The 18,097-nt window shown below is 71.9% G+C and carries 19 protein-coding genes and 1 pseudogene; 9 read left to right on the top strand and 11 right to left on the bottom strand.

Annotated elements, in window-relative coordinates; translation table 11 throughout:
- Window positions 1–48: 48 nt before the first annotated feature.
- Both ACFP3V_RS10545 and ACFP3V_RS10540 read right to left on the bottom strand, forming a co-directional pair.
- Window positions 49–714, bottom strand: a complete 666-nt coding sequence (locus ACFP3V_RS10545) for a DUF6230 family protein (protein WP_380582304.1) — start codon at window positions 712–714, stop codon at window positions 49–51.
- A gap of 604 nt (window positions 715–1,318) precedes the next feature.
- Window positions 1,319–2,284, bottom strand: coding sequence for a tetratricopeptide repeat protein (locus tag ACFP3V_RS10540; protein ID WP_380582302.1), 966 nt, complete (start codon window positions 2,282–2,284; stop codon window positions 1,319–1,321).
- A gap of 472 nt (window positions 2,285–2,756) precedes the next feature.
- Between ACFP3V_RS10540 and ACFP3V_RS10535 the strand changes: the two genes are divergently transcribed.
- Window positions 2,757–3,365: a TetR/AcrR family transcriptional regulator gene (locus tag ACFP3V_RS10535; protein ID WP_380582300.1), complete on the top strand. Its 609-nt coding sequence runs from the start codon at window positions 2,757–2,759 to the stop codon at window positions 3,363–3,365.
- A 28-nt stretch (window positions 3,366–3,393) separates the two neighbouring features.
- Here ACFP3V_RS10535 and ACFP3V_RS10530 read toward each other — a convergent pair whose 3' ends face one another.
- The 5 genes from ACFP3V_RS10530 to ACFP3V_RS10510 all read right to left on the bottom strand — a co-directional run bounded on the left by ACFP3V_RS10530 (window position 3,394) and on the right by ACFP3V_RS10510 (window position 7,590).
- Complete coding sequence (locus tag ACFP3V_RS10530; protein ID WP_380582298.1) at window positions 3,394–4,233, bottom strand: DUF2797 domain-containing protein; 840 nt, start codon at window positions 4,231–4,233, stop codon at window positions 3,394–3,396.
- A 288-nt stretch (window positions 4,234–4,521) separates the two neighbouring features.
- Window positions 4,522–6,207 carry an acyl-CoA mutase large subunit family protein gene (locus ACFP3V_RS10525; protein WP_380582296.1) on the bottom strand — a complete coding sequence of 562 codons (1,686 nt, stop codon included), beginning with the start codon at window positions 6,205–6,207 and terminating at the stop codon, window positions 4,522–4,524.
- Between the two features lie 134 nt (window positions 6,208–6,341).
- A complete protein-coding gene (locus tag ACFP3V_RS10520; protein ID WP_380582294.1) occupies window positions 6,342–6,680 on the bottom strand; it encodes a DUF3817 domain-containing protein in 339 nt (112 codons plus the stop codon).
- Window positions 6,681–6,714: 34 nt separating this feature from the next.
- On the bottom strand, window positions 6,715–7,257 hold the full coding sequence (locus ACFP3V_RS10515) for a MarR family winged helix-turn-helix transcriptional regulator (protein ID WP_380582292.1): 543 nt from the start codon (window positions 7,255–7,257) through the stop codon (window positions 6,715–6,717).
- A 24-nt stretch (window positions 7,258–7,281) separates the two neighbouring features.
- Window positions 7,282–7,590, bottom strand: a complete 309-nt coding sequence (locus ACFP3V_RS10510) for a DUF3817 domain-containing protein (RefSeq protein WP_380582290.1) — start codon at window positions 7,588–7,590, stop codon at window positions 7,282–7,284.
- 168 nt (window positions 7,591–7,758) lie between these two features.
- Here ACFP3V_RS10510 and ACFP3V_RS10505 point away from each other — a divergent pair, with 168 nt between their 5' ends.
- The 5 genes from ACFP3V_RS10505 to ACFP3V_RS10485 are packed head-to-tail and all read left to right on the top strand — an operon-like array spanning window position 7,759 to window position 11,243.
- Window positions 7,759–8,562 carry a DUF2127 domain-containing protein gene (locus tag ACFP3V_RS10505; protein ID WP_380582288.1) on the top strand — a complete coding sequence of 268 codons (804 nt, stop codon included), beginning with the start codon at window positions 7,759–7,761 and terminating at the stop codon, window positions 8,560–8,562.
- A 55-nt stretch (window positions 8,563–8,617) separates the two neighbouring features.
- The gene (locus ACFP3V_RS10500) at window positions 8,618–9,256 is read left to right on the top strand and encodes an AIM24 family protein (RefSeq protein WP_380582286.1); all 639 of its coding nucleotides are present in this window, start codon (window positions 8,618–8,620) and stop codon (window positions 9,254–9,256) included.
- Window positions 9,256–9,906 carry an AIM24 family protein gene (locus tag ACFP3V_RS10495; protein ID WP_380582284.1) on the top strand — a complete coding sequence of 217 codons (651 nt, stop codon included), beginning with the start codon at window positions 9,256–9,258 and terminating at the stop codon, window positions 9,904–9,906. Before ACFP3V_RS10500 ends, ACFP3V_RS10495 begins: the two co-directional genes overlap by 1 nt.
- A complete protein-coding gene (locus ACFP3V_RS10490; protein WP_380582282.1) occupies window positions 9,903–10,715 on the top strand; it encodes an AIM24 family protein in 813 nt (270 codons plus the stop codon). Before ACFP3V_RS10495 ends, ACFP3V_RS10490 begins: the two co-directional genes overlap by 4 nt.
- Before the next feature lie 45 nt (window positions 10,716–10,760).
- The gene (locus ACFP3V_RS10485; RefSeq protein ID WP_380582280.1) at window positions 10,761–11,243 is read left to right on the top strand and encodes a MarR family winged helix-turn-helix transcriptional regulator; all 483 of its coding nucleotides are present in this window, start codon (window positions 10,761–10,763) and stop codon (window positions 11,241–11,243) included.
- A 72-nt stretch (window positions 11,244–11,315) separates the two neighbouring features.
- Here ACFP3V_RS10485 and ACFP3V_RS10480 read toward each other — a convergent pair whose 3' ends face one another.
- Both ACFP3V_RS10480 and ACFP3V_RS10475 read right to left on the bottom strand, forming a co-directional pair.
- A complete protein-coding gene (locus ACFP3V_RS10480; protein WP_380582278.1) occupies window positions 11,316–11,951 on the bottom strand; it encodes a LysE family transporter in 636 nt (211 codons plus the stop codon).
- A 39-nt stretch (window positions 11,952–11,990) separates the two neighbouring features.
- A complete protein-coding gene (locus ACFP3V_RS10475) occupies window positions 11,991–12,830 on the bottom strand; it encodes an alpha/beta fold hydrolase (protein WP_380582276.1) in 840 nt (279 codons plus the stop codon).
- A 112-nt stretch (window positions 12,831–12,942) separates the two neighbouring features.
- On the opposite strand from ACFP3V_RS10475, the gene ACFP3V_RS10470 reads away from it, so the two are divergent.
- A complete protein-coding gene (locus ACFP3V_RS10470; RefSeq protein WP_380582359.1) occupies window positions 12,943–13,362 on the top strand; it encodes a MarR family winged helix-turn-helix transcriptional regulator in 420 nt (139 codons plus the stop codon).
- Between the two features lie 63 nt (window positions 13,363–13,425).
- Here ACFP3V_RS10470 and meaB read toward each other — a convergent pair whose 3' ends face one another.
- Window positions 13,426–14,379 carry a methylmalonyl Co-A mutase-associated GTPase MeaB gene (gene meaB, locus ACFP3V_RS10465; protein ID WP_380582274.1) on the bottom strand — a complete coding sequence of 318 codons (954 nt, stop codon included), beginning with the start codon at window positions 14,377–14,379 and terminating at the stop codon, window positions 13,426–13,428.
- A gap of 45 nt (window positions 14,380–14,424) precedes the next feature.
- Window positions 14,425–15,624, bottom strand: a complete 1,200-nt coding sequence (locus tag ACFP3V_RS10460; RefSeq protein ID WP_380582272.1) for an acetyl-CoA C-acetyltransferase — start codon at window positions 15,622–15,624, stop codon at window positions 14,425–14,427.
- 206 nt (window positions 15,625–15,830) lie between these two features.
- On the opposite strand from ACFP3V_RS10460, the gene mce reads away from it, so the two are divergent.
- Window positions 15,831–16,280 carry a methylmalonyl-CoA epimerase gene (gene mce / locus ACFP3V_RS10455; RefSeq protein WP_380582270.1) on the top strand — a complete coding sequence of 150 codons (450 nt, stop codon included), beginning with the start codon at window positions 15,831–15,833 and terminating at the stop codon, window positions 16,278–16,280.
- Between the two features lie 295 nt (window positions 16,281–16,575).
- Window positions 16,576–18,097: pseudogene (locus tag ACFP3V_RS10450) on the top strand (hypothetical protein); the annotation flags it as partial.

Genomic DNA, 18,097 nt, shown 5'->3' with positions numbered 1-18,097 from the left:
GGTCCGCGCCGGGGCGGGGTCGACCCCCGCCCCGGCAACGGCATCTGATCAGTCGTGCGGCTGGGTGCAGGGCTTCGAGCCCGCCGAAAGACCCAGGTGCATGTTGGTCAGCGTGAAGGTGTCCGCCGAGGTCGCGTAGGACGACTGCAGCACGTTGTGCAGGGCAGCCGTCTGTGCCTGCTGCGCGAAGGACGCCCCGAAGCCCGGGAGGGCCTTGGCCGCCGGGTCCACCGGACCCTGGTCGATCGTGCCGGCGGCCCGGCCGATCTGGATGTTGCCGAAGGTGGCGGAGTCCGCCTTCAGGTCGTCCATGTCCAGGATGATGTTGGACGCGTCGACCGTCTTGCCGTTGTCGCCACCCGTGATGGTCATGGTGACCGACTTCTCGCCACCGGGCAGGGTGAAGGGAAGCGGGACGACGACCGACTGGCACAGGTTGGTGATGTGCGCCGTGGTGAAGCCGGACACCGCCACCGGGGTGTTGACGGGCTTGCCGGTCGTCGGGTCCATCACGCCGTCGACCGAGCCGTACTGGTTGAAGCCGGAGCCGGTCAGGTCCTTGGCAGAGATGGTGGCGTGGACGCCGGAAACGGCGAACGACGCGGCGAGCGCGCCCTGCGCCATGGAGATGCCGACGGCCGCGGTCGCGGCGACGGTCGGGACCATGACGACGGCGAAGCGCTTCCAGCTGGTCTTGCCGTAGGTCTGGGACATTGAAGAAGGTCCTCCTTCTCGGACGTACATCTCCGTCCGACCCGCCCCGCAGGGCCCCGGCCGGAGATGGGGAGAAGAGCTACGTCCTCGGAAAGGAGAGCGCGTCGGCTGTTACCGGACTTGGACTGACCGGCAGCATCGGCGATCACCCCCGAGCGACAACCACCGGCCCCGCAGGGGAGCGGGACCGCTGTTCGAGGACAGGCTTCGCCGGGGAAGGCGAAGACCCCCCTGTCCCCATGAGGGATCCGGCACCTGCCGGTTCCCACGCCCGGTGGGGATTCCGTCCTCCTCGTCCCGACTGGCTGCCGATGCGGGGATAACGGACCGAGCGTGCCGATCGTGGTCCAAACCGCGCCTCGACACAAGTACTTCATTACCGATGAGTAAGGAGTGCGTGAACCGGAGGCCGCTCGTGACCACCACCACATCCACCCAGCGTCACCAGCAAGGCAAGTGACGCCGGGTCAAATTTCCGGAAACTCGGACGAAACAGACAGCGGCCGCCACCTTCCGTGACGACCGCGGCCCCTTGTCAAGATTTGATAACTAGCGTGGACGTGTCGACGTATCGTCGCGCTGGAGTGACACTCCCTCAGGCACCTCAGAACAGCTTCCGTGCCAGCGCCCCACGGGCCTTGACCACGCGCGGGTCCTCCGCGCCGATCACCTCGAACAGGCTCAGCAGGTGCAGCCGCGCCTTGTCCCGGTCCTCCCCCGCCGTCGCGCCCACGGTGTCGACCAGTCGCGCGAAGGCGTCCTCGACGTGGCCGCCGAGCAGGTCCAGGTCGGCCGCGGTGATCTGGGCGTCGACGTCCTTCGGGCGCTGCGCCGCCGCCTCGCGGGCCTGACGCGGGTCCACACCCTTGGTGCGCTGCAGCAGTTCGGCCTGGGCCAGCCCCAGCTTGGCCTCCAGATTGGCCGGGTCGGAGGCCAGCACGTTCTTGTAGGCCTGGATCGCCCCGCCCAAGTCGCCCTGGTCCAGCGCCTCGTGAGCGGCCGTCAGCGCCGGGTCGGCCGGCGGCTCGGGCGCGGTGGCCACCGCGCCGGCCGCGCTGCGCACCCCGGTCTGGCCGACGATGCCGAAACGCTGCTCGGCGACCTGGATCAGCTGGTCCAGCAGGCGGCGGCAGTCCTCCTCGCCGACCGGGCCCTCGAACAGCGGCACCAGCTGGCCCGCGACCACGGCGAGCACCGTCGGCAGGTCGCGGATCTGCAGCTGCGCGGCGAGCTGCTGGGCGTCGCGTACGTCCACCTTGGCCAGCACGAAGCGGCCGTCCTCCTCGGTGGCGAGCTTGCTCAGCACCTCCGCCTGCTGCTCGGCGGGGGCATAGCCCTCGGCCCAGAACAGCAGCACGACCGGGACCTCGGCGGAGAGCGGGACCACCACCGACTCGAAATCGGCCTCGGTGACATCGAAGACCAGGGGCTCGGCGGGGGCCTCCCCGGCCTCCGCCTGGCGGGCGCGCGCGGCGCGCGTCTGCTCCGCCTTCGCGGCGGCGATCGCCGCCGCCTTCACCGCGGCGAGGTCGACCGCGCCGCGCAGGGACATGTTGTTCCGTGGCTGCATGGGTCTATCCTCCCCCGTCATCGGCCTTGTTCTGCCCAGATCCCGCGGACACACGGGCGGACACACGGAAAGCGGGCCGCCCGCGTGTTCCTGACACCCCGCCGGATTGCGGGGGCCGGGACGCCGCAGACGCCCGTACCGTGGCCTGCTGTGACCCTCTCGGTGCGCGGATCCCCATCCGCGCGGCAGCGTGGTTGTCGCCTTTCGCTACGACTCGTAGCGTATATGCCGCCTCGGGCGGCTCTGAAGAGGGGCGCACGTGAGCTGCGCCACTCCCGGCTCCACGCCTCTTCCCCCGCCCAGGTGACCCGTGGGTAACCTGCGAGGAGGAGTTCACATTCCTGAAATCTTCTTGCCTGCCGTTCCTGCCGTTCCTGCCGTTCCTGCCGTTCCTGCCGTTCCTGCCGTTCCTGCCGTTCCCGCCGTCCGTGTCGTCCCTGTCGCTCGCGCCGCTGCTGTGAGGAGGCCCGCCGTGACCACCGCCCCCGTCCGCAAGGGCCGCCCGCGCAGCACCGACGCCGACCGGGCCATACTCGCCGCGACCCGCCAGGCGCTCGCCGAACTCGGCTGGGGCGGTATGACGATGGGCGATGTCGCGGTCCGCGCGGGCGTCGCCAAGACCACCGTGTACCGCCGTTGGGCCTCGAAGAACGACCTCGTGGTGGCCGCGGTGGCGGTGCTCTTCGACGAGTTGGAGATGCAGGACCTCGGCAGCCTCCAGGCCGACATCGAGGCCGTGGTGGGCCAGTTCGCGGCGCTGCTGGCGATGCCCGAGACCCAGGCCGCGCTGCTGGCCCTCTTCGCCGAGGCGACGCGCGACCCGCTGCTGCGCCGCCGGGTCCGCGAGGCGATCATCGATCCGCAGAAACGTCTCGTCCACCTGGGCCGGGCGGCGGCCCAGGCCCGCGGCGAACTCCCGCCGGACTCCTGCCAGGAGGCCGCCGAGGCGGACGTCGACATCATCTTCGACACCATCGCCGGCGCGGTCGAGCACCGCGTCCTCGTCAGCGGCCGCCCCGCCACCCCCGAGTGGATCGCCCGCTTCACCACGATGCTGCTCCAGCCGCTGGGTGCGGTCTGACGGTCGGTCAGCAGGGCTTGGCGGGAGGTCAGAACAGGCCGGGATCCGCGGGGGCCGGGAGGTCGGCGAGCGGTGCGGTCGTGGGGCCGGCGGGCCGGGTCAACGACCAGCCGGCGAGCAGCGGGAGCGGGAGCAGGGCGCGCCGACCGAGGTCCAGGTCCACGTACGCGTCCGACCCCACGACGGCGACCAGCCGGCCCACGGCGGTCGCGCCCGGGTGCAGGGACGTCACCGCGACCTCGGGTGCGGGCCCGGCGGCGGGCAGCCGGAAGACCCGACGTTGGTCCACGACGGCCGGGGACAGGGTTGCCAGGGTGTCGGGCCATGCCGAGGAGGTCTGCAAGGCGTCGGCTGCGGCCAGGAGTTGACCGGCCGCCTCGACAGCGGGCACGCCTGCCGCCGAGGTCCGGGCCGCACGCTTCGCGCCGATGCGCATGCGGTCCGGGATGCCGTGAGCCGCGCCGAGCGCGGACTCGGCGCGACGGGTGGCGGCGAGCGGCCCCTCGCCCAGCCAGGTGAAGGCGAGCGCGCCCTGCTCCAGCAGGCGGGCGTCGCCGCGCTCGGCGGCGGTGATGCCGAGCTTGAGCAGGCCGGGCCCGAACCAGGCCAGGTAGAGGCGGAACGGCCGCGGGTCGTCCATCGCGGTGTCGGCGGCGACGGAGTGGCGGCGGTCGAAAGCCGTGCAGTCCGCGCAGAGCGCACGGGTGGAGTCGCCCGGGAGATCCGCGCGGCGGGGACAGGGCAGCCCCTGCGCGCCGAGGCAGCGGCGGGTGCCGACGACGGCGAACCCGAACGGCCCGCCGAGCGGGAGGGGACTCACCCGGTCCCGCTCCCAGAGCAGTTGGGGCCGGCCGCCCTGCCACCGCATGCCACTGCACCGCCAGTCCGCCACCCCTGGACGCTAACGCTGACCACTGACAGCGGCCCCGTCAGGCGGCGCAGCCTCCGGGGGCGCGGGGAATCCCCCACCCTCCCCCAGCCTTCGGCCGGGGGTGCGCCCACGGCGGGAGGTACCCCCAGCGTGAGCGGCCCACCCCCGGGGAGGTTCGTCCCGCAGATGGGGCCGGACCTCCCCGAGTGGTGGCTTGGTCGCGCTGGGGGCACCTCCCCGCCCGGGGGGGATTCCCCGCGCCCCTGACGGGGTCCCCGTCGGGGCTCAGAAGCCGGCGGGTTCCGTGTAGGTGCCCCACTCCGCGCGGAGCGCGTCGCAGATCTCGCCGAGGGTGGCTTCCGCGCGGACCGCGTCGAGCATCGGGGGGATCATGTTCCCGCCGTTGCGCGCCGCGGCGATCATCTCGTCGAGGCCCGCCCGCACCGCGGCCTCGTCGCGCTGCGCGCGCCGGGCGGCGAGGAGGGCGACCTGGTCGCGTTCGACCTCGTGGCTGACGCGGAGGATCTCCAGCGGCGGGGTGACCGAACCCAGCGCCGTGTTGACGCCGACGACCTTCTTCTCGCCCTTCTCCAGCGCCTGCTGGTACGCGAAGGCCGCGTCCGCGATCTCGCCGGTGAACCACCCGGTCTCGATGCCGCGCAGGATGCCCGCGGTCATCGGGCCCACCGGGTGGCCGGGCTGGCCCATCGCCTCGATGCGGTCGAAGATGGCCTCCGCCTGCGCCTCGATCCGGTCCGTCAGCGCCTCGACGTACCAGGAACCGCCCAGCGGGTCCGCCACGTTGGCGACGCCGGTCTCCTCCATCAGCACCTGCTGGGTCCGCAGTGCGATCTCCGCCGCCTGCTCGCTCGGCAGGGCCAGGGTCTCGTCCAGCGCGTTGGTGTGCAGCGAGTTGGTGCCGCCCAGCACCGCCGAGAGGGCTTCGACCGCCGTGCGCACCACGTTGTTGTAGGGCTGCTGCGCCGTCAGCGAGACGCCCGCGGTCTGGGTGTGGAAGCGCAGCCACTGCGCCTTCTCGGTCTTCGCGCCGTAGACGTCGCGCAGGCGCTTGGCCCAGATCCGGCGGGCCGCACGGAACTTGGCGATCTCCTCGAAGAAGTCCAGGTGCGCGTCGAAGAAGAAGGACAGCCCCGGTGCGAAGACGTCCACGTCCAGGCCGCGCGACAGGCCCAGCTCGACGTAGGCGAAACCGTCCGCCAGCGTGAAGGCCAGCTCCTGCGCGGCCGTGGCCCCCGCCTCGCGGATGTGGTAGCCGGAGACGGACAGCGGCTTGTAGGCGGGGATGTTGTGCGCGCAGTACTCCATCAGGTCGCCGATCAGGCGCAGATGGGGCTCGGGCGCGAACAGCCACTCCTTCTGGGCGATGTACTCCTTGAAGATGTCCGTCTGCAGGGTGCCGTTGAGCACGCCCCGGTCCACCCCCTGGCGCTCCGCCGCGACCAGGTACATGCAGAAGACCGGGACGGCCGGGCCGGAGATCGTCATCGAGGTGGTGACCTCGCCCAGCGGGATGCCCTTGAACAGGACGTCCATGTCGGCCGCGGAGTCGATGGCCACGCCGCAGTGACCGACCTCACCCAGCGAACGCGGGTCGTCCGAGTCGCGGCCCATCAGCGTCGGCATGTCGAAGGCGACGGACAGGCCGCCGCCGCCCGCGTCGAGGATCATCCGGTAGCGCTCGTTGGTCTGCTCGGCGTTGCCGAAGCCCGCGAACTGGCGGATGGTCCAGGTACGCCCGCGGTAGCCGGTGGCGTAGAGGCCGCGGGTGAACGGGAACTCGCCCGGCCAGCCGATGCGCTCGAAGCCGGGGTACGCCTGCCCCTCCGGCGGACCGTAGACGGGCTCGACCTCGTCCCCGCTCAGTGTGGTGAAGTCGGCGTCGCGCTTGCGCGCGCTGTCGTAGCGACGCTGCCAGCGCTCACGCGCGGCGGCCATCTCCTGGGCGTCCATCGGCAGGCCCCTCGGGTGGATTAGTAGGACGTCCTAGCAATTTACTCGGACGTCCTACTATCTGTCACGCAGAAGGCCCGCCACCCGGGTGGGTGGCGGGCCTTCTGCGTGCGTACCGAAGCCGGAGGGGGCTCTCAGGCCTTGACCAGCTGCTCGTCCTTCGCGGCCAGGTCGCGGGTCAGCTCGGCGACCACACGGCGCTCGACGAAGAAGACGGCCGTGGGGATGGTGCCGGCGAGGATCGTCCAGGCCATCTTCCCCATCGGCCAGTTCGCCTTGTTGCCGAGGGTGAAGGCCACCACGGCGTAGCCGAGGAACAGCCAGCCGTGCAGCGTGCCGACGATCATGACGACGGAGGTGCCCGTACCGAAGCCGTACTTGGCGATGCAGGCGATCGTGAGGATGACCAGGCCGACGCCGGTCACATAGGCCAACGCGCGGTAGGCCGTCAGCAGCGGGTTCGACTTGTTCATAGTCAAGGAGGGTACGCCTCCGGAAGACGGTGCCTTACGCCGCCCCGCCCGTCGGCATCGCGGGCCCGCCCTCCTCGGCGAAGTCGCCGGCGGCGACCCGCAGCGGGCGCAGCACCTCGAAGATCGCGCGGCAGCCGTCCTCGTCGTAGCTGCTCAGCCCGAAGTCCATGGCCATCAGGTCGCGCGTGGCCTCCTCCACCACCCGGCGGCCCTTGGCCGTGATCGAGGCCAGCACGCCACGGCCGTCGTCCGGGTTGGGCCGGCGCGCGACGAGGCCCGAACGCTCAAGCCGGTCAACGGTGTTGGTGACCGAGGTGGGGTGCACCATGAGCCGCTCGCCGATCTTGGACAGCGGCAGTTCGCCCCTGCGGGAGAAGGTGAGCAGCACCAGCGCCTCGTAGCGGGCGAAGGTGAGGCCGTAGGGCTTGAGCACGGCGTCGACCTGGCCGAGCAGGATCTGCTGGGCCCGCATCACCGAGGTGATCGCCGCCATGGACGGCACCGAGCCCCATCGCTCCCGCCAGTGCTCGTCGGCGCGGGCGATGGGGTCGAAGTGGAGGCTCAGCGGCTTGGGCACGCAGTAACCGTACCCGTAACCGACTCACGCGTAGGACGGCGCGGTCCGCTCCTCCTCGGCCTTGAGCATGCGCTCGGCGAAGAAGCCGCCCGTCGGCAGCACGGACAGGACGAGGACGAGGGCGGCCCGCTTGAACGTCCAGCCCTGCTCCTTCCACGCCATCAGCGCGAAGACCACGTAGAAGATGAAGAGCAGGCCGTGCACCATGCCCATCACCGGCACCGCGTTGAAGCTGGTGGTCCGCTTCAGCACCGAGCAGACGAGCAGCAGCAGGAAGGACACGCCCTCCGGCAGGGACACCAGGCGGAGGCGGTGGACGGCGGTGGTCTTCACGAAGGGTTCCTTAGGGACGGGCGGCCGGACGACGGGGGTCCGGAACCAAGTATCGACGACGCCCGTCCGTGGTTTCCGACAGGGGGTCGGCAAGAGCGCCCGCTATTCTCACCCCTCGTCAGATCACCACGAGACGTCAGATCAACCGAGCCGGGGGCCGACGCCGACATGAAGCTCGACTGGAACCGCAGAACGTGCGCCCGCAAGGGCCACATCACCTACCGCCCCACCGAGCCCGACCTGGCCGCCCGGCTGCACGCGAGCACCGCACTGGGCAGCGCCTGGCGCTGCCTGCGCTGCGGGGACTTCGCCCTCGGCGAGCCGCACGGCACCGGCAAGGCGGAGGACGCACCGCTGGTCCCGCGCGGCAAGGCGCTGCGCGACCTGTTCATCCTGCGCTTCCTGGCCGTGGAGCGGATCGTCCGGGGCCTGTTCATCGTGCTGGTGGCGTGGGCGGTCTGGCGGTTCAGCAACAGCCAGTCGTCCGTGCAGCAGCTGTTCGAGCAGAACCTGACGCTGTTCAAGCCGATCGCCCAGCACTTCCACTACGACCTGGACCACTCGGCGATCGTCGACACGATCCGCAAGACCTTCAACTACAAGCACAGCACGCTGGTCATCACGGCCGTGGCGCTGGTGGTCTACGCGGCCATCGAGATCGTCGAGGGCTTCGGCCTGTGGGCCGCCAAGCGCTGGGCGGAGTACCTGACGGTGGTCGCCACCGCGGCGTTCCTGCCGCTGGAGGGCTACGAGCTGCACGAGCACGTCAGCGCCGTGAAGATCGTCACCTTGGTGCTGAACACCCTCGCCGTCGTCTACATCCTGTTCGCCAAGCGGCTGTTCGGGCTGCGCGGCGGCGCGGCGGCCTTCGAGGCGGAGCGGCACAGCGCCTCGCTGCTGGAGGTGGAGACGGCCGCCGGCGAGCAGCCCGGCGAGGTTCCGCACCAGGCCGCGACTCAGCCACAGAACTGAAACAACCTCTTACCTTCCCTGTCTGCGCCTCGGCGACTGCCACTACGGTGTCGCCGTGGCGCAGTTTCGTATGCAGGGCTCGAAGGTCCTCGCGGTGGACCTGGCCGGCGACTCCGTGAAGGCCCGTCAGGGCTCGATGGTCGCCTACGAGGGCCAGATGAATTTCAAGAAGATGTCCGGCGGCGGCGAGGGCCTGCGCGGCATGGTGACCCGGCGGCTGACCGGCGAGTCCATGCAGGTGATGGAGGTGCAGGGGCAGGGCACCTGCTACTTCGCCGACAGGGCCACCGAGATCAACCTGGTCCGGCTGAACGGCGAGCGGCTGCACGTCGAGGCGAGCAACCTGCTCGCCACCGAGGCGACGCTGCGCACCGGCACGGAGTTCACCGGGCTGCGCGGCGCCTCCGCCGGGAACGGGCTGTTCACGACGAAGGTCGAGGGCGTCGGCTGGGCCGCGGTGACCTCGGCCGGACCGGCGATCGTGCTGCGGGTCGCGCCCGGGCTGCCGCTGCGAGTGGACCCGGGCGCGTACGTGGCGCACACCGGCAACCTGCAGCAGCACTTCCGCACCGGCGTGACCTGGCGCGCGATGCTGGGTGAGAGCAGCGGCGAGAGCTTCCAGATCGAGTTCGAGGGCGACGGCCTAGTGTACGTCCAGCCGTCCGAACGCGCCACCTTTGCGGGGGACTTCTGATGGCCTTCACCCGGATCAACGCGAAGATGATCCAGGCTCCGGTACTGCCGGGGCAGCGGCTGTTCAGCCAGCGCGGAGCGATGCTGGCCTACCACGGCGACGTCAGCTTCACGCCGAACCTGACGGGAGGCCAGGGCGGCATCGGCTCGATGATCGGGCGCCGACTGGCCAACGAGGACACGCCGTTGATGACGGTGGAGGGCTCCGGCTCGGTCTTCTTCGGGCACGGGGGCCACCACGTCCACGTGGTCGAGCTGACCGGCGACACCCTCTACGTCGAGGCGGACCGGCTGCTGGTGTTCGAGGGGACGCTGCGTCAGTCCACCATGTTCATGGGGCAGCAGGGCGGCGTGATGGGCATCATTCGCGGCCAGGCCACCGGCCAGGGCCTGTTCACCACCTCGCTGCAGGGGACGGGTTCGGTCGCGGTGCTGGCGCACGGCGGTGTCTTCGAGCTGCCGATCACGCCGCAGAAGCCCGTGCACGTCGACCCGCAGGCCTACGTGGCCCACCGCGGCGACGTGCGCAGCAAGGTGACGGCGGCGATCGGCTGGCGCGAACTGGTGGGCCGGGGCAGCGGCGAGGCGTTCCAGCTGGAGCTGAGCGGGAACGGCGTGGTGTACGTCCAGGCGAGCGAGGAGAAGCTGTGAGCACCCCCGGTTACGGCCCCGGCCACGGCGCGGCCCCCGGCCCCGTCGTCTTCGACCCCTACACGCTCCCGGCCAACGACAACGTCAACGCGTACGCCTTCAGCGTGGACCTGAACGGGCAGTGGTTCCTGCAGAAGGGGAAGATGATCGCCTACTACGGCAACATCAACTTCCACGCGATCGGGCACGGCCCCCTGGACGGGCTGGTCCGCCGCAACTTCCACTCCCCGCTGCACGCCGCCGACTGGGTGGTGGCCGAGGGGCAGGGCAAACTCCTGCTCGCCGACCGGAAGTTCGACGTCAACTCCTACGACCTGGAGGAGGGCAACCTCACCGTCCGGGCCGGCAACCTGCTGGCCTTCGCACCGGGCCTGACCCTCAAGCAGTCGATCATCCCCGGTTTCCTGACCCTGATCGGCACGGGCAAGTTCGTGGCCGCCTCCAACGGGCCGGTGCACTTCGTCGAGCCGCCGATCCGGGTGGACCCGCAGGCGCTGGTGGGCTGGGCGGACTGCCCCTCGCCATGCCACCACTACGACCACTCCTACATGCGCGGGGTGCTGGGCGGCATCCGGGCGCTGACCGGCATCGGCGGGGCCTCGGGCGAGGAGCACCAGTTCGAGTTCGTCGGAGCGGGACAGGTGCTGCTCCAGTCCACCGAGGTGCTGATGCCGGAGCTGGCGACCGGCGCGGTCCCCAACGAGCCCGGCGTGCCTGGCGCGGGGCCGGTCCGCCCGAACATGCCGCAGCAGCAGCCGCAGGGGCTGGGCGGGCTGCTGGGCGACCTGGGGCGGCAGTTCGGCGTCTGACGTCGAGCGGCCTGGGCGGCCCGAGGTGTTCGTATGCTGGTCGCCATGACCACGACGGAGGCCGACGAGACGCCGTGGCTCACCCCGGAGGAGCAGCGGCTGTGGCGCGCGCACCTCGAGGTGAGCCGCCTGCTGATGTTCCAACTCGAGCGTGAGCTGCAGCCCTTGGGGCTGTCGGTGCACGACTACACGATCCTGGTCGAGCTGTCCGAGGCCCCGGAGCGGCGGATGCGGATGACGGACCTGGCGGTGGCTACGCTGCAGTCCAAGAGCCGGCTCTCGCACCAGATCACCCGGATGGAGCGGTCCGGGCTGGTCTCCCGCGAGGACTGCGAGGGCGACCGCCGCGGCCTGTACGCGGTGCTGACCGACAAGGGCCTGGACACCCTGCGCCGACTCGCGCCCGACCACGTCCGCAGCGTCCGGGCGCACTTCATCGACCTGCTGACGCCCGCTCAGGTCTCCTCCATGTACACGGCTTTGGCCCCGGTGGCCGAGCACCTGAGGGAGCTGCGCGGGCGGGGGTAGGTCCGGTCCGACCCTGGGACAGCCCTCCCGGACCGGACCGGGGCTCCCCCGGACCGGACCGGTGCTCCCCTGTCAGTCCTCCAGCGCCACCCTGACCGCCAGCGCGGCGAAGACGACACCCGTGACCGCGTCGATGGCGCGGCGGGCGCGGTGGTAGGCGGCGGATATCCGGGGCAGCGAGAAGAGCCCGGCGACGGTGCTGAACCAGACGGCTGCCAGCAGCAGCATGGCGGCGCCGACGCCGAGGCGGTAGCCCCAGCCGAGGTGGGCCGGGAGCAGCGCGGCGAAGATGCTGCCGAAGAAGACGGCGGCCTTGGGGTTGCCGATGTTGGTCAGGAACCCGGATCGCCAGGCAGCCACCGGGGAACGCCGCAAGCCGGGGGCGGCGTCGGCCAGTTGGGCAGCGGCAGCCTGCTCCTTGCGGCGCAGCGAGCGCAGGATCCGGACGCTGAGGTAGGCCAGGTACACCGCGCCGGCCAGCCGCACGGCCTCGTACAGGGGCTGGACCCGCGTCAGCACGACCGTCAGCCCCGCCAGGCTGGCGAAGACCCAGACGCCGATGGCGGAGGTGACGCCGAGGCCGACCAGAACGCCGTCACGCCGCGAGCGCGCGACGGCGGCGTGGGTGACGGCGACGAAGTCCGGGCCCGGACTGGCGAGCGCGACGGCCCAGACGGCGAGCAGGGTGGCGAGCGAGGCGAGCGTCATGCGACCACCCTGCCCCCGCCCCCGGGAGGAAGCCAGCCCTCATCCCACGCTGTGGACGGACCCGAGGCTGTGCACGAAGTCCCGGACGATCCGAGAGTACTCCTCCGGCTGCTCCAGGTTGGGGAAGTGCGCGGCGTCGTCGATCACGGCGGTCCGCCCCAGCGGGGCCGCGCGCGCCACCGTCTCGGCGATGGCCACGAGTTCGGGCGCGTCCAGCGCGCCGTTCAGCGCGAGCACGGACACGCCGATCCGCCCGGCCCTGGCGTCCAGTCCCTCGACCGGGACGTGGAAGTCCGGCTCGCCGGGCGCGTGCTTGGCGATGGTCCGGAGCTGCATCGCGCGGAGACGGGCGTAGATCTCCGGCCGGACGGCCTCCCGCGGCCGGAACGGCCCGTGCACCCAGGCGTCGCAGGCGTCCTGCCAGCCCGCGATGTCGCCGCGGGCCAGGGCCTGGTACTGGACGGCCTGCGCCTGCCTGGCCCACGGCTCGGTGAACTCCCGCTCGTCACCCCCTCCCCCGGTGATGACCAGCGCCCGGACCAGGTCCGGGTGTTCCAGCGCCGTGGCCACCGCGATGGCCGCCCCCATGGAGATCCCGACCAGCACCGAGGGCCCGAGGTCGAGGTGGCGCAGCAGGCCGGCCAGGTCGTCCGTCTGCCGGAACGGGCCGTTCGCGTTGGCGGACCGGCCGTGGCCCCGGGCGTCCGGCGCGATGACGCGGAACTCCCTGGCGAGCACCGGTAGTTGCTCGTCCCACAGGGTGTGGTCGACGAAGCCGGCGTGCAGCAGGACGACGGGCGCCCCGTCCCCGCCGGTGTCGCGGTAGGCGAGAGGGCCGTCGGAGGAAGTGAAGTAGCTGAGGTCGTTGCCGTCACTCATGACAACCAGGTTGTCATGAGTGGGCGGCGATGACAACTGAGTTGTCATCTATGATCCCGGTGTGAGCGAGCGAGAGAGTCCCCTGCCCCCCGAGGAACTGGGGCCGCGGTTGATGGAGGTCTTCGACCTCGTCGGTCCGCTCTACCGCCGGGTGCAGCGGAAGATCGAACTGGACGGCGCGGAGCACGGCCTGTCGGTCGGGGTGCGGGCGGTACTGGACCTGCTCCGCGCGCACGGGCCCCTGACGGTGCCTCAGATGGCGCGGGCGCAGTCGATCAGCCGCCAGTTCGTCCAGCGCATGGTCAACGACGCGGCGGCGGCCGGGCTGGTCGAGACCGTCGCCAACCCGGCGCACGCCCGCTCCTCGCTGATCCGGCTGACGGAGCCGGGGCGGGCGGCCATCGAGGCCGTGGTCGCGCGCGAACACGCGCTGCTGCGCGGCGTGCGCGGCGACCTGACCGGCGCGGACGTGGACACCTGCGTCCACGTGCTCAGCCGCATGCTCGACCTCTTCGACGGCGTCGAGCCCTGACGCACGGGCGGTGCGGCATCGGCGCGACAGGGCTGGCGCGACACAGGCGCGACAGCGCAGGCGCTACAGCGTGGTCGCGATCAGCTCGTCGGCCGCCGCGTAGGGGTCGGTCTCGCCGGCCGTCACCCGGCCGGCCAGCGCGGCGAGCCGGCTGTCCTCATGGAGGGAGCCGAAGCGCTCCCGCAGCGCCGTCAGCGCGATCGTCTCGATCTCGGCCGACGCGCGCCGCAGCCGACGGGCCGTCAACTCCCCGTGCTCGGACATCCAGGCGTAGTGCTTCTCCAGCGCCTCCACGACCTCGTCCACGCCCTCGCCCTTGGCGGCGACCGTCTTCACGATGGGCGGACGCCAGTCGCCGGGCTTGCGCGCCTCCCCGAGCCCCAGCATGTGGTTGAGCTCGCGGGCGGTGGCGTCGGCGCCGTCCCGGTCGGCCTTGTTGACCACGTAGACGTCGCCGATCTCCAGGATGCCCGCCTTCGCCGCCTGGATGCCGTCCCCCATCCCGGGGGCGAGCAGCACCATCGTGGTGTCCGCCTGGGCGGCGATCTCCACCTCGGACTGGCCCACGCCGACGGTCTCCACCAGCACCACGTCGCAGCCCGCCGCGTCCAGCACCCGGATCGCCTGCGGGGCGGACCAGGCGAGCCCGCCCAGGTGGCCCCGGGTGGCCATGGAGCGGATGAAGACCTCGGGGTCCGTCGCGTGCTCCTGCATCCGCACACGGTCGCCCAGCAGCGCGCCGCCGGAGAACGGCGACGAGGGGTCGACCGCCAGCACGCCGACCCGCTTGCCGCGCTTGCGGTACGCCGTCACCAGCGCCGACGTGGAGGTGGACTTGCCCACGCCCGGCGAGCCGGTCAGGCCCACCACGTACGCCCGGCCGGTCAGCGGGGCCAGCGCCGCCATGACCTCCCGCAGCTGCGGGCTCGCGCCCTCGACCAGCGAGATCAGCCGGGCCACCGCACGCGGCCGCCCCTCTCGTGCCTGTGCGACAAGGGAAGGGACGTCGATCGACATGCGGTGGCTCCAAGCTCCGTTGCTGGCAGGGCGGGTGAGGGAACGTCAGGCGCGGGGCACGCGGACGATCAGGGCGTCGCCCTGGCCGCCACCGCCGCACAGGGCGGCGGCGCCGACGCCGCCGCCCCGGCGCTGCAGCTCCAGCGCCAGCGAGAGCACGATCCGCGCGCCGGACATCCCGATCGGGTGACCCAGTGCGATCGCGCCGCCGTTGACGTTCACCTTGTCGAGCGAAACGCCGAGCTCCTTGACCGACTGCACGGCCACCGCGGCGAAAGCCTCGTTGATCTCGACCAGGTCCAGGTCCTCCACGCCGATGCCCTCCTTGCCGAGGGCGTGCTTGATGGCGTTGGCGGGCTGCGACTGCAGCGAGTTGTCCGGGCCGGCCACGTTGCCGTGGGCGCCGATCTCGGCGATCCAGGCCAGGCCCAGCTCCTCGGCCTTGGCCTTGCTCATCACGACCACCGCGGCGGCGCCGTCGGAGATCTGCGAGGAGGTGCCGGCGGTGATCGTGCCGTCCTTGGTGAAGGCCGGGCGCAGCTTGCCCAGGGACTCCGCCGTGGTCTCCGGGCGCACGCCCTCGTCCACGCTGAACAGCACCGGCTCGCCCTTGCGCTGCGGGATCTCGACCGGGACGATCTCGGCGTCGAAGACGCCGTTCTTCTGCGCGGCGGCGGCGAGCTGGTGCGAACGCGCTCCGATCTCGTCCTGCTCCTGGCGGCCGATGCCCAGGCGGGTGTTGTGGTGCTCGGTGGACTCGCCCATCGGGATGCCGTCGAAGGCGTCGGTCAGGCCGTCGTAGGCCATCGCGTCCAGCAGCTCGACCGCACCGTACTTGTACCCCTCGCGGGACTTGGGCAGCAGGTGCGGGGCGTTGGTCATGGACTCCTGGCCGCCGGCCACGACGATGTCGAACTCGCCCGCGCGGATCAGCTGGTCGGCCAGGGCGATGGCGTCGAGACCGGAGAGGCACACCTTGTTGATGGTGAGCGCCGGGACGTTCATCGGGATGCCGGCCTTGACGGCGGCCTGGCGGGCGGGGATCTGCCCGGCCCCGGCCTGCAGCACCTGGCCCATGATCACGTACTGCACCTGGTCGCCGCTGATCCCGGCGCGCTCCAGGGCGCCCTTGATCGCGAAGCCGCCGAGGTCCGCCCCGGAGAACCCCTTGAGCGAGCCGAGCAGACGGCCCATGGGCGTGCGCGCCCCGGCGACGATGACGGACGTGTTAGCCGTGTTGCTCATGAGAAGTCGAGCCCCTTTGCGTCGACGTCTGGCGGCGGCGTGCCACGGCACCGCTGTCCAGGAGGGAGTTTTGCGTTCAATCTACTGAGCGGTCGTCCGACTCGTCACCAAGGCGCCGGTGTGATCACGCGCATAGTGCGTCCGGCTTTCCCGAGCCCGGGCGGATGCGCTGCACTGGACGGAACGACCCGTCCAGGAGGCTTCCCGTGCTGACCCGTATCGACCACATCGGCATCGCCTGCTTCGACCTCGACAAGACCGTCGAGTTCTACCGGAGCACCTACGGCTTCGAGGTCTTCCACACCGAGGTCAACGAGGAGCAGGGCGTCCGCGAGGCCATGCTGAAGATCAACGAGACCTCCGACGGCGGCGCCTCCTACCTGCAGCTGCTGGAGCCGACCCGGGAGGACTCCACGGTCGCCAAGTGGCTGGCCAAGAACGGCGAGGGAGTCCACCACATCGCCTTCGGCACCGCCGACGTCGACGGCGACGCCGCCGACATCCGGTCCAAGGGCGTCCGGGTCCTCTACGACGAGCCGCGCCGCGGCTCCATGGGCTCACGCATCACCTTCCTCCACCCCAAGGACTGCGGCGGCGTGCTGACCGAGCTGGTCACCGCCGCCCCGGGGGCCGGGCACGGCGGTACCCACGAGTAGCCCCCCGGTCGGCGGGAATCCGCCGGGAATTCGGCTCCACCCGCTGCGCGCCCACGCCGTGACGTGAGAAAATGCGCCGGTGCCGCGGCCCGACGGTGTCGGACGGTGCTGAGGGGACTGCTGGGGTTCCGCCTGTGTTCAGCAGGCGACCACGGTTCCCCCCGGCACCCGAGGATCTGACACCATTCCTCCGTAGGGCACGGAGTTCATCAGGGAGCTCACCCGGTCGGCGGGACGGCATCATCCGTTCGCCCACCGGGCGGCGACGCGAGCAGGAGACGGATGGGACCGCGGAGTGCGGGGCTACGACGGCTACGAGGTTGACGGCACCCTCGACACCCTCGCCGAGTTCGAGGCCGAAATGGCCCGGCTCCGCAAGGAGCGCGAGAAGGCCGTCACACACGCCGAGGACCTCGCCTACCAGGTGGAAGTCCTCCGCGCCAAGCTGCACGAGGCACGGCGGCAGCTCGCCCAGCCGCGCGCCTTCGACTCCGTCGCCGGCCAGGCCGAGCAGATCCTGCGCAACGCCGAGGCCCAGGCCGAACAGCTCCGCCAGGAGGCCGAGCGCACCCGGATGGAGGCGCAGAACGCCACCGCCCGGCTGATGCAGGAGGCCGCCGACCGCTCCGCCCGGATCCAGGCGGAGTGGCAGGCCGAGGCCGAGAACCGCCGCCGCCACCTCGAGGCCGAGCTGGCCGAGCTTCGGCGCAAGGCCGAGCAGCACGTCAACGAGAACGTCTCCTGGGCCGAGCAGACCCGGGCCGGCACCGAGGCCCAGGCCCGGCAGATCCTTGAGGAGGCCCGGGCCGAGTGCGAGCGGATGCTGGCCGCCGCCCGCGCCGAGGCCATGGCCGTCGCCGAGTCCGCCACCTCCCAGGTCGCCGCCGACGTCGAGTCCACCCGGGCCGAGGCCGACGCGGTGCTGCAACGCGCCCGTCAGGAGGCCGAACGGCTGCTCAACGCCGCCGCCGCACAGGCCCAGGACGCCACCGAGCGCGCCGAGCGGGCCCGCGCCGACGCCGGCGCCGAGCTGGACGAGCGGCTCGCCGCCGCCGAGGCGGAGATCCTCAGACTCCGTCAGGAGGCCGAGGAGCTGCGGCTGGAGGCCGAGCGCAAGCTGGCCGAGGCCGAGGCCACCGGCGAGCAGCGGGCCGCCACCGCCAAGGCCGAGGTGGCCCGCATGGTCGCCGCCGCGACCAAGGAGGCCGAGGAGCTCAAGGGCGAGGCGCAGCGGCTGCTGGCCGAGGCCCAGCAGGAGATCGAGCGGCTGCGCGCCGAGGCACTGGAGTCGGCCAGGACCGAGGGCGCCGCCAGCGCCACCGTCGCCCTGGCCAAGGCCGCGAAGACGGCCGAGGAGGTCGTCGGCCGGGCGACCGGCGAGGCCGAGGAGCTGCGCCAGGCCGCGGCCGCCGAGGCCGAGCGCGTCCGCGCGGAGGCCAAGGCCGAGGCCGACCGGCTGCGGGCGCAGGCCCGCGCGTCCGTCGAGCAGGCCCAGGGCATGGCCCTGGACGAGATCCAGGTGCACCAGGAGGAGGCCGCCAGGCTGCGCGCCGAGGCCGAGGCGCTGCGCGCGGAGAGCGCGGTCGAGGCGGAGCGGATCCGCGGCGAGGCCCGGCGCCAGGCGATAGCGCAGATCGAGGAGTCGGCCAGGACCGCCGAGGAGCTGCTGGTCAAGGCCAAGGCCGACGCGGACGAGCTGCGCGGCGGGGCGGCCGGCGAGGTCGCCCGGATCAAGGAGCGGGCCACCGAGGAGGCCAAGGAGGTCCAGGTCCGCGCCGAGGCGGTGCTGGCCCGGGCCCTGGCCGAGGCCGAGCGGA

Source organism: Streptacidiphilus monticola (genome assembly GCF_042658505.1).
GTDB classification, from domain to species: Bacteria; Actinomycetota; Actinomycetes; order Streptomycetales; family Streptomycetaceae; genus Streptacidiphilus; species Streptacidiphilus monticola.
Note: the sequence above shows the minus strand (reverse complement) of the source record. Positions and strands in the feature narration are given on the sequence as shown.

What these genes read in the sequence shown, in the direction of transcription:
- ACFP3V_RS10485 (WP_380582280.1), top strand. Translation starts at nt 10,761, where the DNA reads ATGACCACGACGGAGGCCGACGAGACGCCGTGGCTCACCCCGGAGGAG.
- ACFP3V_RS10545 (WP_380582304.1), bottom strand. Translation starts at nt 714, where the DNA reads ATGTCCCAGACCTACGGCAAGACCAGCTGGAAGCGCTTCGCCGTCGTC.
- ACFP3V_RS10525 (WP_380582296.1), bottom strand. Translation starts at nt 6,207, where the DNA reads ATGGACGCCCAGGAGATGGCCGCCGCGCGTGAGCGCTGGCAGCGTCGC.
- ACFP3V_RS10470 (WP_380582359.1), top strand. Translation starts at nt 12,943, where the DNA reads ATGGAGGTCTTCGACCTCGTCGGTCCGCTCTACCGCCGGGTGCAGCGG.
- ACFP3V_RS10505 (WP_380582288.1), top strand. Translation starts at nt 7,759, where the DNA reads ATGAAGCTCGACTGGAACCGCAGAACGTGCGCCCGCAAGGGCCACATC.
- ACFP3V_RS10530 (WP_380582298.1), bottom strand. Translation starts at nt 4,233, where the DNA reads ATGCGGTGGCAGGGCGGCCGGCCCCAACTGCTCTGGGAGCGGGACCGG.
- ACFP3V_RS10460 (WP_380582272.1), bottom strand. Translation starts at nt 15,624, where the DNA reads ATGAGCAACACGGCTAACACGTCCGTCATCGTCGCCGGGGCGCGCACG.
- ACFP3V_RS10480 (WP_380582278.1), bottom strand. Translation starts at nt 11,951, where the DNA reads ATGACGCTCGCCTCGCTCGCCACCCTGCTCGCCGTCTGGGCCGTCGCG.
- ACFP3V_RS10540 (WP_380582302.1), bottom strand. Translation starts at nt 2,284, where the DNA reads ATGCAGCCACGGAACAACATGTCCCTGCGCGGCGCGGTCGACCTCGCC.
- ACFP3V_RS10475 (WP_380582276.1), bottom strand. Translation starts at nt 12,830, where the DNA reads ATGAGTGACGGCAACGACCTCAGCTACTTCACTTCCTCCGACGGCCCT.
- ACFP3V_RS10520 (WP_380582294.1), bottom strand. Translation starts at nt 6,680, where the DNA reads ATGAACAAGTCGAACCCGCTGCTGACGGCCTACCGCGCGTTGGCCTAT.
- meaB (WP_380582274.1), bottom strand. Translation starts at nt 14,379, where the DNA reads ATGTCGATCGACGTCCCTTCCCTTGTCGCACAGGCACGAGAGGGGCGG.
- ACFP3V_RS10495 (WP_380582284.1), top strand. Translation starts at nt 9,256, where the DNA reads ATGGCCTTCACCCGGATCAACGCGAAGATGATCCAGGCTCCGGTACTG.